13 protein-coding genes are annotated in these 13715 nt (G+C 73.3%); 7 read left to right on the forward strand and 6 right to left on the reverse strand.

Translation table 11 applies throughout. The annotated features are described in order from the left end of the window. A partial coding sequence (locus EFE23_RS25010) for a class I SAM-dependent methyltransferase (RefSeq protein ID WP_123243364.1) occupies positions 1–510 on the forward strand: 510 nt, incomplete at its 5' end. 241 nt (positions 511–751) lie between these two features. Here EFE23_RS25010 and EFE23_RS25020 read toward each other — a convergent pair. Next, the gene (locus tag EFE23_RS25020; protein ID WP_123243366.1) at positions 752–931 is read right to left on the reverse strand and encodes a hypothetical protein; all 180 of its coding nucleotides are present in this window, start codon (positions 929–931) and stop codon (positions 752–754) included. A gap of 233 nt (positions 932–1164) precedes the next feature. On the opposite strand from EFE23_RS25020, the gene EFE23_RS29370 reads away from it, so the two are divergent. From EFE23_RS29370 to EFE23_RS25040, 4 genes are all read left to right on the forward strand, one after another. Next, positions 1165–1824 carry an HNH endonuclease family protein gene (locus EFE23_RS29370; protein WP_123243367.1) on the forward strand — a complete coding sequence of 220 codons (660 nt, stop codon included), beginning with the start codon at positions 1165–1167 and terminating at the stop codon, positions 1822–1824. A gap of 150 nt (positions 1825–1974) precedes the next feature. Continuing rightward, a complete protein-coding gene (locus EFE23_RS25030; protein WP_255421177.1) occupies positions 1975–2709 on the forward strand; it encodes an SDR family NAD(P)-dependent oxidoreductase in 735 nt (244 codons plus the stop codon). Between the two features lie 78 nt (positions 2710–2787). Beyond that, positions 2788–3174 (forward strand): Imm1 family immunity protein, encoded by a 387-nt coding sequence (locus tag EFE23_RS25035; RefSeq protein WP_158675920.1) that lies wholly within the window; start codon positions 2788–2790, stop codon positions 3172–3174. A gap of 107 nt (positions 3175–3281) precedes the next feature. After that, entirely contained in the window at positions 3282–3659 is a 378-nt protein-coding gene (locus tag EFE23_RS25040; RefSeq protein WP_123243370.1) for a VOC family protein, read from the forward strand. A 76-nt stretch (positions 3660–3735) separates the two neighbouring features. Here EFE23_RS25040 and metH read toward each other — a convergent pair whose 3' ends face one another. Continuing rightward, positions 3736–7251 carry a methionine synthase gene (gene metH / locus EFE23_RS25045; RefSeq protein ID WP_199737224.1) on the reverse strand — a complete coding sequence of 1172 codons (3516 nt, stop codon included), beginning with the start codon at positions 7249–7251 and terminating at the stop codon, positions 3736–3738. 299 nt (positions 7252–7550) lie between these two features. Here metH and EFE23_RS25050 point away from each other — a divergent pair, with 299 nt between their 5' ends. Continuing rightward, entirely contained in the window at positions 7551–8420 is an 870-nt protein-coding gene (locus EFE23_RS25050; protein WP_030504102.1) for a PAC2 family protein, read from the forward strand. A 177-nt stretch (positions 8421–8597) separates the two neighbouring features. Then, positions 8598–9389 carry a GntR family transcriptional regulator gene (locus tag EFE23_RS25055; RefSeq protein ID WP_123243372.1) on the forward strand — a complete coding sequence of 264 codons (792 nt, stop codon included), beginning with the start codon at positions 8598–8600 and terminating at the stop codon, positions 9387–9389. Positions 9390–9511: 122 nt separating this feature from the next. Here the strand turns inward: EFE23_RS25055 and mshC are convergent, their stop codons facing one another. The 4 genes from mshC to EFE23_RS25075 form a co-directional block, all read right to left on the reverse strand. After that, entirely contained in the window at positions 9512–10750 is a 1239-nt protein-coding gene (gene mshC, locus EFE23_RS25060; RefSeq protein WP_123243373.1) for a cysteine--1-D-myo-inosityl 2-amino-2-deoxy-alpha-D-glucopyranoside ligase, read from the reverse strand. A gap of 67 nt (positions 10751–10817) precedes the next feature. Beyond that, a complete protein-coding gene (locus EFE23_RS25065) occupies positions 10818–11636 on the reverse strand; it encodes an SCO1664 family protein (RefSeq protein ID WP_123243374.1) in 819 nt (272 codons plus the stop codon). Further along, positions 11633–12211 (reverse strand): DUF3090 domain-containing protein, encoded by a 579-nt coding sequence (locus tag EFE23_RS25070; RefSeq protein WP_123243375.1) that lies wholly within the window; start codon positions 12209–12211, stop codon positions 11633–11635. Before EFE23_RS25070 ends, EFE23_RS25065 begins: the two co-directional genes overlap by 4 nt. A gap of 206 nt (positions 12212–12417) precedes the next feature. Further along, positions 12418–13131 (reverse strand): MSMEG_4193 family putative phosphomutase, encoded by a 714-nt coding sequence (locus EFE23_RS25075; protein WP_123243376.1) that lies wholly within the window; start codon positions 13129–13131, stop codon positions 12418–12420. Positions 13132–13715: the final 584 nt, after the last annotated feature.

Here is a 13715-nt window from a genome sequence, read left to right on the forward strand (position 1 = left end):
GACGCGGCGGTGGCCAACTTCGTGCTCAACCACGTCGGCGACCCGGCCGCGGCGGTCGCCGAGCTGCGCCGGGTGGTCCGCCCCGGCGGCCGGATGGCGGTCACCGTCTGGCCCAGCCCGCACCCGCCACTGCAACGGCTGTGGCGCGAGGCGATCGACGCCGCCGGCGTGTCGGCCCCGGCGGACCTGCCCCGGCTCGCGGCGGAACGGGACTTTCCGCGCACCGAGACCGGCCTGGCCTCGCTGCTCGCCGCCGCCGGGCTGGTCGACGTGCGGTGCACGACCGTGACCTGGGTGCACCAGGCCGACCCGGCGGACTGGTGGGCCGGTGCGGCGGCCGGCATCGGCAGCGTCGGCCTGGTGGTGCAGCGGCAGCCGGCCGCGGCGCGGGAACGGATCCGCCGGGAGTACGTCCGGCTCAGCGCCGCCTACCGGGACGCCGACGGGACCCTCCGGCTGCCCACCGCCGCGCTGCTCGGCTCCGCCCGGGTCGACCGGCCCGGCACCTAGGCCGGCGGCCAGGGCGACTGCCCGGGCCGGACAAGGGCCACCGCGGGTGGCCGGTGTGACCAGAGGGGCGCGGCGGGCGACCGCCGGGCCCGGGGCACGGACGCGCCCGCCCGGGCCGCCCGGCAACCGGCCCAGCCGATCCCGGCCGCGCCGTGCGGACCCGCGCTGATCATGACGCCCGGGAAGATCGCCGCCACCGTCGCGCGGCGGCTCACCGCCGGCGCGCAGCGGGGCGGCCGCCTCAGTCGAGGCCGCGCAGGATGTTCGGCTCCACGTCGTCCTCGCCGAAGCAGCGGTGCATCACCAGCGCGCGGGCCCACAGGTCCAGGCTGCTCGGCGGCTCGACGGAAGCCGCGGCAGCCGACACGTGAGCGCCCATGGTGGGGTCCGGCGGAACATGCGATGCCGTCTCGTCGGTCATCTCCGCCCCCTTTCCTCGTACCTCATGCTCACCCCGATGCCGGGATCCGGCATCTCCCAGGCTGCGTCGGCGCAGCGGAGAGGGGTTGGCGTCGTGGTCGACCCGGGGCTCGCGGTCGGCCAAGAGCCAGCGTACGCCAGCGGGTCATGCGCCGTTCACGGAAATCGATCTGGACCGTTACCTACATCCCTGTCCATATAGATGCCACCCATTTTCCATCCGGACGGAGCACCATGAACCGCACCCTGCGCGTCACGGCCATCAGCCTCGCCGCGATCCTGGCCGCCACCCTCGGCCTCACCCAGCCCGCCCGGGCCGCCGGCTACTCCGCCTCCCTCACCACCGCCGTCGCCGGCCTGCCCGTCGCCACCGAGGTCCGCACCGGCTACAGCCGGGACCTCTTCCCGCACTGGATCGACGCCGACCACGACGGCTGCAACACCCGCAACGAGGTCCTGCTCGCCGAGGCCGTCTCCGCGCCCACGGTCAGCGGCACCTGCACCCTCTCCGGCGGCCGCTGGTACTCCTACTACGACAACGCCTACTGGACGCTCACCGGCGACCTGGACATCGACCACATGGTCCCGCTGGCCGAGGCCTGGGACTCCGGCGCCCGCAACTGGACCACCAGCCGCCGCCAGGCGTACGCCAACGACCTCGGCGACAGCCGCGCCCTCGCCGCCGTCACCGACAACGTCAACCAGGCCAAGGGCGACCAGGACCCGGCCACCTGGCTGCCGCCGTACGCCTCCGCCCGCTGCCGCTACGTCGACGAGTGGGTCGCCGTGAAGATCCGCTGGCGGCTCACCGTGGACAGCGCGGAGAAGAGCGCCCTGACCAGCTGGGCGAACAACTGCCCCAACGTCACCATCTCGGTCACCTACGCATACTGACCGCCCCGCGGGTCCGCGGCCCCGTGCTCCGGGTGCGTCTGTTGTCGCCGGAACGACAACAGGCGCACCCGGTTCCGCTCCACCCGCCTTGACCTGGAGAGCGCTCCAACGCCTAGCGTCATGGTCATGATTGCTGGGAGTCTGTCCCCGATGAGGGCGCTGGTGACCGGGGGGACGAGCGGACTCGGACTCGCCATGGCATCCGCCCTGGCGGACGCGGGGGCGACGGTCGCGCTGACCGGCCGGTCCGGCGCGCGGGCGAGCGCGGTCGCCGCCGACCTGCCCGGCGCGGTCGGCCTCGAACTGGACGTACGGGACGAGGCGTCGGTGGCGCGGGCGGTCGACCGGGCGTGGTCGCAGCTCGGCGGCGTCGACCTGCTGGTGAACAACGCCGGGATCGGCATGCGCACGGTCAATCCGCGCTTCATGACCGAGCCCCGGGGCTTCTGGGAGGTGCCGGTCGACGGCTTCCGGGCCGTGATCGACACCAACCTGACCGGCTACTTCCTGATGGTGCGGGAGGTGACGCCGCGGATGCTGGCCGCCGGAGGTGGCCGGATCGTCAACATCTCGGTGAGCGGGTCGACCATGCACCGGGCCGGTTTCGTCCCGTACGGGCCGTCGCGGGCCGGCAGCGAGGCGCTGTCCCGGATCATGGCTGCCGACCTGCGCGACACCGGCGTCACCGTCAACCTGCTGCTGCCCGGCGGCCCCACGGTCACCGGCATGCTGCCGCTCGAATCCGTGCCCGACGGGCGGCGGTTCCTGGAGCCCGCCGTGATGGGACCGCCGATCGTGTGGCTGGCGTCCGACGCGGCGGCCGGCGTACACGACGAGCGGATCGTCGCCGCCGAGTTCGACCGCTGGCTGCGCGACCGGCCCTAGCCGCATCGCGCACCCACGGGACAGGAGCCTCCACTAAGCTCAGTCATCCCGCGAATGATCAAAACCGGAGGAGGCACCGTGCAGGCGTGGATCGAGGGCACCGCCACCCCGGTGGCCGACGTGGCCGCACTCGACGCGATCCTCGGCCGCCGACCGCCGAAAGGCGTGACCCTCGCCAGTGACGACGGCCAGCGGGTGCTGCACATCAACTTCTACGCCGATCGGTCCGACCTGTACTGGGAGACCGAAACCGATTTTCTCCTCGCGTGGGGGCCGGTGCCGCCCGGCGCCCCGGCCGACCAGGTCGTCGGCGACGCCGAATACGCGTACGACAACCCATGGTTCGCCCTGCCCGACGGCGCCGAGCCCTTCGAGGTCACCGCCGCCCAGGCCCGCCAGGCAGCCCACGGGTTCCTGCGCACCGGTGAACGCCCCACCAACGTCCAGTGGGTCGTCAAACCCTAGAACCCGCCGGGTGGCGCGCACCGTCCCAGCACCGCATGATGCAGTTGCCGGCGAGGCCTGAGCGGGGCACGACGAGCGGTGCCCCACCGCACGGGAGAAGGGCCGACATGAAGATCAGCAGGCGGGTCGTCGTGTTCGACGCCAGCGACATCGAGGCCGAGAGCAGCTTCTGGGCCGGGCTTCTGGGCGGCACCGTGCACCGCGACGACGAGTGGCACAGCATCGTCGTTGACGGCGAGTGGGTCATGGGCGTGCAACTCGCCCCGAACCACGTGGCACCGGACTGGCCGACCGGACCCCAGCAGCAACAGGTGCACATCGACCTGCACGTCGACGACCTGGCGGCGGCCGGCCGGCGGGCGACCGAGCTCGGCGGACGTCAACTCCAGGCCCCGCGCAGGCCGGCTGACAACCCCGACGGCGACGAGATGTACGCGGTCTACGCCAGTCCGGCCGGGCATCCGTTCTGCTTCGGGGTCCACTGACCGAACGGAGGCGTGCGGACCACATCGCCGGCGCTCGGCGGTCCGAGCCCGGACGATGCGTCACGGGGTGGCGGCGTCACTTGGCGTTGAAGTAGCTCGCCTCCGGGTGGTGCACCACGATCGCGTCGGTGGCCTGCTCGGGCATCAGCTGGAACTCCTCGGACAGCTGCACCCCGATCCGCTCCGCGCCCAGCAGCCCCACGATCTTCGCCCGTTGCTCCAGGTCCGGGCAGGCCGGATAGCCGAACGCGTACCGGCAGCCCCGGTAGTCGGTGCGCAGCAGGCCGGCCAGGTCGGCCGGGTCGTCGTCGGCGACGGTCCGCCCGCCCGGCAGGGTCAGCTCGGCGCGGATCCGCCGGTGCCAGTACTCCGCCAGGGCCTCGGTGAGCTGCACCGACAGACCGTGCACCTCCAGGTAGTCGCGGTACTCGTTGCCGGCGAACATCTTCGCGGTGTATTCGCTGATCGGCTGGCCGACGGTGACCAGCTGCAACGCCACCACGTCCAGCTCATCGCCCTTGGGCCGGAAGAAGTCGGCCAGGCAGAGCCGCCGCTCCTGCCGCTGCCGCGGGAAGGAGAACCGGGCCCGCTCGGCCTGCCCGTTCTCGTCCAGCACCACCAGGTCGTTGCCCTCGGAGTACGCCGGGAAGTAGCCGTACACCACGGCCGCCTCGAGGACCTGGTCGGCGGTGAGCCGGTCCAGCCAGTACCGCAGCCGGGGCCGCCCCTCCGTCTCCACCAGTTCCTCGTACGACGGACCCTGGCCGCCCCGGGCGCCGCGCAGCCCCCACTGGCCGAGGAAGGTGGCCCGCTCGTCGAGCAGGGCCGCGTAGTCCGCCAGCGGCACCCCCTTGACCACCCGGGTGCCGAAGAACGGCGGGGTGGGCACCGCGACGTCGGTGGCCACGTCGGAACGGACCGAGGCGTCGTCCAGCTCGGGCAGCGCCTCGCGGACCATGGCCCGCTGCCGCTCCCGCCGCTCCCGCCGGGCGGCGAGGGCGGCCTCCCGCTCCGGGTCGATCATCGGCGCGCCGCCGCGCTTGGCGGCCATCACCCGGTCCATGAGGGACAGCCCCTCGAACGCGTCCCGGGCGTAGTGCACCTGGCCGGGGAACATCGACCGCAGGTCGTCCTCGACGTACGCCCGGGTGAGCGCCGCCCCGCCGAGCAGCACCGGCCAGCGTCCGGCGACCCCGCGGGTGGCCATCTCGGCCAGGTTCTCCTTCATGACGACCGTGCTCTTGACCAGCAGCCCGGACATGCCGATCGCGTCGGCCCGGTGCTCCTCGGCGGCGTCGAGGATCGCGTTGATCGGCTGCTTGATGCCGATGTTCACGACCTCGTAGCCGTTGTTGGACAGGATGATGTCGACCAGGTTCTTGCCGATGTCGTGCACGTCGCCCTTGACGGTGGCGAGCACGATGCGCCCCTTGCCCTCGTCGTCGGCCTTCTCCATGTGCGGCTCGAGGTACGCCACCGCGGTCTTCATCACCTCGGCGGACTGGAGCACGAACGGCAACTGCATCTGGCCGGAGCCGAACAGCTCACCGACCACCTTCATGCCGTCCAGCAGCAGGTCGTTGATGATGGACAGCGGGGTGCGCCCCTCGGCCATCGCGGTGTCCAGGTCGGCTTCCAGGCCGTTGCGCTCGCCGTCGATGATCCGCCGCTTGAGCCGCTCCTCCAGCGGCAGCGCGGCCAGTTCCTCGGCCCGGGTGGCCCGGGCGGAGGCGGCGTCGACGCCCTCGAAGATCTCGATGAACCGCTGCACCGGGTCGTACCCCTCGCGGCGGCGGTCGTAGACCAGGTCGAGGGCGGCCTCGCGCTGCTCGTCGGGGATCTTCGACATCGGCAGGATCTTGCTGGCGTGCACGATCGCCGAGGTGAGGCCGGCCCGCGCGCACTCGTGCAGGAAGACCGAGTTGAGCACCTGCCGGGCGGCCGGGTTGAGGCCGAACGAGACGTTCGAGACGCCCAGGGTGAAGTTGACCCCCGGGTACCGGGCGGCGATCTCCCGGATCGCCTCGATGGTCTCGATGCCGTCCCGGCGGGTCTCCTCCTGACCGGTGGCGATCGGGAAGGTCAGCGCGTCGATCAGGATGTCCTCCCGGCGCATCCCCCAGCGGCCGGTCAGGTCCTCGATCAGCCGGACCGCGACGCGTACCTTCCAGTCCCGGGTGCGGGCCTGGCCCTCCTCGTCGATGAGCAGCGCGACCACGGCGGCGCCGTGCTCCTTGACCACCGGCATGACCCGGGCGTAGCGGGAGTCCGGGCCGTCACCGTCCTCGAAGTTCACCGAGTTGACCACACAGCGCCCGCCGAGCATCTCCAGCCCGGCCTCGACCACCGCCGGCTCGGTGGAGTCGAGCACGATCGGCAGGGTGGAGGCGGTGGCGAACCGGCCGGCCAGCTCACGCATGTCCGTGGTCCCGTCCCGGCCCACGTAGTCGACGCAGAGGTCGAGCAGGTGCGAGCCGTCCCGGGCCTGGCTGCGGGCGATCTCCACGCAGGCCTGCCAGTCGGCGGCGAGCATGGCCTCCCGGAAGGCCTTGGAGCCGTTGGCGTTGGTCCGCTCCCCCACCATCAGGATGCTGGCGTCCTGCGCGAACGGCACGTGGTGGTAGATGGAGGAGACGCCCGGCTCGGGCTTCGGCTCCCGGGCCACCGGCCGGGTGCCGCGCAGCCGCTCCACCAGCACCCGGATGTGCTCCGGCGTGGTGCCGCAGCAGCCCCCGACGAGGGCGACGCCGTAGTCGGTGACGAACCGCTCCATGGCGTCGGCCAGCTCCACCGGGGTCAGCGGGAAGTACGCCCCGTCGGCGGTCAGCACGGGCAGGCCGGCGTTGGGCATCACCGAGATCGGGATCCGCGAGTGCCGGGACAGGTAGCGCAGGTGCTCGCCCATCTCGGCCGGGCCGGTCGAGCAGTTGAGCCCGATCAGGTCGACGCCGAGCGGCTCGATGGCGGTCAGCGCGGCGCCGATCTCGCTGCCCAGCAGCATGGTGCCGGTGGTCTCCATGGCGACCTGGCAGATGATCGGCACCTCCCGGCCCAGCTCGACCCTGGCCCGCTTCGCGCCGACCACGGCGGCCTTGACCTGGAGCAGGTCCTGGCAGGTCTCGATGATCAGCGCGTCGGCCCCACCGGCGATCAGGCCGGCGGCGTTCTCCTGGTACGCGTCCCGCAGCGACGCGTAGCTGGCGTGACCGAGGGTCGGCAGCTTGGTGCCCGGCCCCATCGAGCCGAGCACGAAACGGGGCTGCCCGGGCGAGTCGTACGCGTCGACGGCCTCCCGGGCCAGCCGCGCCCCCGCCTCGGCGAGCTCGCGGATCCGCCCCGCGATGCCGTACTCGGCGAGGTTGGGCAGGTTGGCGCCGAAGGTGTTGGTCTCCACACAGTCCGCGCCGGCGGCCAGGTACGCCTCGTGCACGCCCCGGACCACGTCGGGCCGGGTGACGTTGAGGATCTCGTTGCAGCCCTCGAGGCCGTCGAAGTCGTCCAGGGTCAGGTCGGCCGCGTGGAGCATCGTCCCCATCGCCCCGTCGGCGATGAGGATCCGGTCCGCCAGCACATCGAGCAACGAAGTCCGCACAGGGCCAGGTTAGTGCGGCGATGCGGAGCCGGGTCGTGGCACGCGGCCCTTCCCACATACTGTCAGCCGGATCACCTGCACCCTTCATCCGTTTCGTCCGGGTGGTCGGGCTCCTCGACCGGCGCGGCCGACGGGCCGCATCCCGCGCCGCCACGTAGGCTGGCGGACGTGAAGGACATCAGGGACGCGACCGTGCGACGGCTCCAGATCCGGGCGCGGCGCGCTGGAGTTGTCGCAGGCGGGCGGACGCCCGGGCGGGGACCCGGCGCCGCTCCCGGCGAGCAGGGTGGGGTGACGGCGTGACCGAGTTCGACGGGCTGCCGGTGCTGCGGTCCCCGGTCGCCATCGCGGCCTTCGAGGGCTGGAACGACGCGGCGGACGCCTCCACCGCCGCCGTGGAGCACCTGGAGCAGGTCTGGCAGGCCCGGCAGGTGACCGAGCTGGACCCCGAGGACTTTTACGACTTCCAGGTGAGCCGGCCGACCATCACCATGGCCGACGGGGAGACCCGGCGGGTGGAGTGGCCCACGACGCGGTTCATGGTCGCCAGCCCGGAGGGCACCGAGCGGGACGTGGTGCTGATCCGGGGCATCGAGCCGAGCATGCGCTGGCGCACCTTCTGCGAGCAGGTGCTGGAGATCTGCCACAGCCTCGAGGTCGAACGGGTGGTGCTGCTCGGCGCGTTGCTGGCGGACGTGCCGTACACCCGGCCGCTGCCGATCAGCGGCAGCGCCTCGGACGCCGACGCCGCCAAGCGTTACCAGCTCACCCCCACCCGCTACGACGGACCGACCGGCATCGTCGGCGTGCTGCACGACGCCTGCACCCGGGCCGAGGTCGACGCGGTCTCGTTCTGGGTGCACGTGCCGCACTACGCCAACAACCCGCCCTGCCCCAAGGCCACCCTCGCCCTGCTGCACCGGGTCGAGGAGGTGCTCGACCTGCCGGTGCCGATGGCCGACCTCGCCGAGGAGGCCGCGGAGTGGGAGCAGCGGGTGCGCAGCGCCGCCGAGCAGGACGCCGAGCTGGGCGAGTACGTCCGCGAGCTGGAGGAGCGGGTCGGCGACGCCGGCATCACCCCGCTGACCGGGGACGAGATCGCCCAGGAGTTCGAGAAGTACCTGCGCCGCCGGGGCGGCTCCGCCGGCCCCACCGCCGGCTCCTGGTAGCTCCCGACGAAGGCCGGGCCCGCCAGGGGTCCGGCCTTCGTCGTGTCCGGGTGGCGCCCGACCCGGCCGCCTGGACAGCTGCCGCCGAGGCGCGGTCCCGGGAAGGGTTCGTGTCGCACTTCCCTCGCCACACTCCCTAGGGCATCCTAGGAACCTAGCTGTCACGAGGAGGCGGGCATGCAGATCAACCCCGGTGCGGCCGAGTTCCCCCACCGGCAGATCGCCGCGCAGCTCAAGGCGCAGGTCCGGCGCGGCGACTGGGCACCCGGCGAGCGGCTGCCGTCCATCCCGGCGATCGCCGAGATGTTCGGCGTGGCGAAGCAGACCGTGCAGCGCGCCGTCGACCAGCTGCGGGTCGAGGGCATCCTGATCACCAAACCCGGCTCCGGTACGTACGTGCGCGGCACCCGACGCCGGCTCAACCGGCTCTCCCGGGGCCGCTACGGCGGCTTCCGCGGCTACCACACCGACCTGGCCGCGCGGTACCGGCAGCAACTGGTCTCCGTCGGCCGCTCCCCCGCCCCGCCCGAGGTGGCCGACGCGTTCGGGGTGCCCGACGGCACCGAGCTGCTCTGCCGGCGGCACCTGGTCCGCACCGACGAGTCCCCGGTGGAGGTCGGGGCGTCCTGGTTCCTGCCGGCCGACACCGCCGGCACCAGCCTGGAACGGGCCGAGGCCTTCGGCCGGCCGCTCTACCAGGAGGCCGAGGAGGCCACCGGGCGCCGGTACGTCACCGCCTCCGACACCATCAGCGCCCGCCAGCCCAGCCGCGAGGAGGCGGAGACCCTGCAGATCCGCCCCGACACCCCGGTGCTGCACCTGCTGCACGTGGCGTACGACGAGCGGCGCAAGCCGATCGAGGTCGCCCAGGCCACCTGGCCCGGCCCGATGACCACGCTCACCGAGGAATACAAGGTCCCCGCCCCGGCCGAGCAGCCGGACCCCGACCCCGGCCTCGTCCTCGGCTGACCGCCGCCCCACCCGGCCCCGCGCGCGGATTCACGGAAAGAGTGGTTATCCGCAGGGGAACAGCCACTCTTTCCGTGAACGAGGCCGCACCGGCGGCGCCGCGCGGGGCTGGAGTGGGACTGTCAGAGGCGGATACCGAGGAGGGCGTCGACGGTGTCGGCGAAGAGTCTCGGCGCCCCCGCGTCGTCCGCGACGCCGGCGAGAGCCTGGTCGGCCCAGGCGTCGGCCACCGCGATCGCGCCGGCCGTGTCGAGATCGTCCGCGAGGCGGGCGCGTACCCCGGCCAGTAGCTCGTCCCCGGCGGGCCCGGCCGGCGCGGCGGCGGCCCGGCGCCAGCGGGCCAGCCGGTCCTCGGCGGTGGCGAGCAGCTCGTGCGTCCACGACCGGTCGGTGCGGTAGTGCCCGCTCATCAGGGCCAGCCGGACCGCCATCGGATCCACCCGGTCCGCCCGCAGCCGGGAGACGAAGACCAGGTTGCCCCGGGACTTCGACATCTTCTCGCCGTCCAGGCCGATCATGCCGGCGTGCACGTAGTGGTCGGCGAACGGCGCCTCGCCGGTCAGCCGCTCGGCGTGCGCCGCGGAGCACTCGTGGTGGGGGAAGAGCAGGTCGTTGCCGCCGCCCTGCACCGAGATCCGGTCGCCGAGCAGATTCAGCGCGATCACCGCGCATTCGATGTGCCAGCCCGGCCGGCCCGGGCCCAACTCCCCGCCGGGCCAGGACGGCTCGCTCTCGCGGGCGCCCCGCCACAGCAGCGGGTCGAGCCGGTCGCGCTTGCCCGCCCGGTCCGGGTCGCCGCCGCGCTCCGGGAAGATCTCCAGCATCTCGTCCCGGGACAGGTTGGACTCGTAGCCGAACGCCGGGGCGGCGCTGATGTCGAAGTAGACGTCACCGGTGCCGTCGTCGAGCCGGTACGCGGCACCGTCTTTGAGCAGGACGAGCACCTTCTCGGCGATGTCCGGGATCGACTCGACCGCGCCGACGTAGTGCTCCGGCGGGATGATCCGCAGGGCCTCCATGTCCTCGCGGAACAGCGCGGTCTCCCGCATCGCCAGGACCTTCCAGTCCTCCCCGTCGCGCTCGGCCCGCTCCAGCAGCGGATCGTCGATGTCGGTGACGTTCTGCACGTACCGCACGGTCAGGCCGGCGTCCCGCCACATCCGCTGCACCAGGTCGAACGTGATCATCGTGGCGGCGTGGCCGAGGTGGGTGGCGTCGTACGGCGTGATGCCGCAGACGTACATGGTGGCGGAGCCCTCGGGCCGGCTCGGCTGGACACCTTGCCGCGCCGAGTCGTACAACCTCAGTGGCTCGCCCGTACCCGGCAGCCGTGGCACCTCGTGTCCCGCCCAAGACTCCATGACCGCCAGCCTAACGATCCGTCAGGAGCGCGGCTGCGAACCCCCGGGTGATCAACGCGACAACGGCTCACATGGGCGGCCAGGGCATCGCCGGCCAGTCCTCCGGAGGCAGCGGGAACCGGCCGGCCGCACGGAGCCGGTCCACCCGGGCCGCCAGCTCGGCGACCTCACCGATGGTCAGATGCTCGGCCAGCTCGTCGCCGAGCCCGCCGGTGAGCTGGCCGGCCAACCCGTCGAGCATCTCCACCGCGTCCCGGGGCAACTCCCGGCCGGCCCAGCCCCAGAGGACCGTCCGCAGCTTCTCCTCGACGTGGAAACACACGCCGTGGTCGACCCCGTAGATCCGGTCGTCCGGGCCGACGATCACATGCCCGCCCTTGCGGTCGGCGTTGTTGAGCACGGCGTCGAGGACGGCCAGCCGAGCCAGCCGCGGATCGTCGGCGTGCGCCAGGGCGTACGCGGCCCCGTCGTCGTCCCGCGCCGCCGCGACCGGAAACCAGCGCGGCGGCACCGCCCCGGCCGGCACGAAGCCGACCAGCGGCTCGGCGTCCTCCGGCTCGTCGATCCAGAGCTGGCAGGACCCGGGCCCGAAGGGGCCGTCGCGCAGCACCGTCGGCGGCACCAGGTCCCAGCCGGTGGCCCGGGAGACCAGGTACGCGGAGACCTCCCGGCCGGCGAGCGTCCCGTCCGGGAAGTCCCAGAGCGGCCGCTCGCCGCGGACCGGCTTGTAGACGCAGCGGGCCGTCATCCCGTCCAGGGTGAGGATGCCCCGCAGGGTGGTGTTGGAGGCGTCGACCAGCCGCCCCTCCAGGTCCAGCTCACCGTCGCTGAGCAGTCGCAACGCGGCGGCGCCGTCCTGTCGGGGCTGGAGTTCCGACGACGTCACCGGTGATAACCGTTGTGCCGCGGGCAGAGGTGGCCCGCCGGGTCCAGCGGCTGGCCGCAGAGCGGGCAGGGCGGGCGCCCGGCGTTGACCACCCGGCGGGCGCGCTCGATGAAGGCGCGGGTCGCCGCGGGGGTCAGCCGGACCCGGAGCCGGTCGAGGTCGTCGTCCGGCTCGTCCGGGTCCTCGTCCTCGTCGTCGTCGGCGTCGCCCAACTCGACCTCGACCTCCGCCTCCCCGACGGCGATCGCCTCGATCACCACGGTGGCGGTGTCCACGTCGAAGGCCAGGCCCAGCGTGCCGACGCGGAACTCCTCGTCGACCGGCGTATCCAGCGGGTCGTTGTCGCCGACCGCCGGGGCCGCCTCAGGCAGCTCGACGCCGAACCGGCGCTGCGCCTCGGAGAGCAGCTCCTCCAGCTTCTCGGCGAGGAGGGACACCTGGACCTTCTCCAGCGCGACGCTGACCAGCCGGCCACCGCCGCGCGCCTGGAGGAAGAACGTACGCTCCCCCGGCGGACCGACGGTTCCGGCGACGAACCGCTCCGGCGGCTCGAAGGCGTGCACCTGGTGGGTCATACCCACGACCCTATCCGGACGGCGGCAGCGTCGCGCAGCCCACCGACGCCGAATCAGCCCAGGGCGAAACGCCGGGGCGGACGCCGACGGTCCCGGGCGTGGCGGGCCGGTCTGCTGCGGGGCTTGCCCGTGCCGGCGCCCCGGGCTCACCGGCACCCGCTCGATTCACCACCTCGGGGCTCCCGGGAACGGCTCATCCTTCGCGCTCACGACGCCGCGCCCGCCCCGCCGCCGACCGCCGCGTCCGAGTCCGCCTTCCGCGCCGCCCGCCGGCGCCGCTTGCCCGGCGCCGGCACCAGGGCGGCCAGGTCACCGCCGGTGTCGTTGAGCCGGACCAGGAACGGCCGCAGCGGCGTGTAGCGGATCGCCGTCACCGACGCCGGGTCCGCCACGATCCGCTGGAACAGATCCAGGTGTACGCCCAACGCGTCCGCCACGATGGCCTTGATCACATCACCGTGGCTGCACGCCAGCCACACCGCCTCCGGCCCGTGCTCGGCGGAGACCCGGGCGTCCCAGGCACGTACCGCCGCGACCGCGCGCGCCGCCATCGCCGCCATCGGCTCCCCCTCCGGGAAGACGGCGGCGCTCGGGTGCTGCTGCACCACCGGCCAGAGCGGCTCCTTCGCCAACTTCTTCAGCGGCTGGCCCTCCCAGCTGCCGTACCCGCACTCGATCAGCCCCTCCTCGACGACCGGCTCGGCCTCCGGCAGGGCCAGTTCGAGGGTCTGTCGGCAGCGGATCAGCGGGCTGGTCACCACCGCCGCGAGCCGCAGCCCCTTCAGCCGCTCGCCGGCCGCCGTGGCCTGGGCCCGCCCGGTGTCGTCCAGCTCCACCGGTTGCCGGCCGGCCAGGCCGCCGTCGGCGTTGGCGGTGGTCCGGCCGTGTCGCAGAAGCAGAAGGGTCGCCACGGTGCCCAGCCTAGGGCCTTGTTCGCCGTTGCCGGTGGTCGCCGGCCGCAGGGTTAACCAGCCGTCCGCCGGGTCGCAGGATCAGTCCACGTTCCGCGATGCTGCTGCCTCGGCCCGGGCCGACGAGCGGTGACATCCCCCCGACCCGCTCTGAGTCCTGTCCCCGTCCCGCTCGCTGATCGGCTCCGGACGCCTGGCCGCCCTGTGCGGCGGGCCGAGCGGACCGTCCGGCGGCTCGGTCCCTGCAGGTCGCCGAGGTGGGGGTGTCCGGGGCTGGCGGATGCCGCCGCCTCGGCGATGTCGCGTCGGACCACGCGGGCGGCAGGCGTCGCGGACCGGCCGAGCACGTCGTTGTGGGGTGTTTGTCCGGTCCCGGTCGGGGGCCGGTCCCGTCGGTGGAACGCTATGTAGGTCATCGGCGCCCGGAGACCTTCATAGCGCTCCACCGACCTCGCAGAGCCGCCGCCCGGGGTGGCGTGGGCGCCATGGGATGGGTTGTCCGGTTTGTGCGTGTGGGCCGGGACCGCGTGTGGCCGGGGGCATCGTGGGGGCGGAATGGTGGCCGGGTCGGGGGCGTTGAACACCGGCGTACG

It is taken from the genome of Micromonospora solifontis, from assembly GCF_003725545.1.
In the GTDB taxonomy this organism is placed as follows: Bacteria; Actinomycetota; Actinomycetes; order Mycobacteriales; family Micromonosporaceae; genus Micromonospora; species Micromonospora solifontis.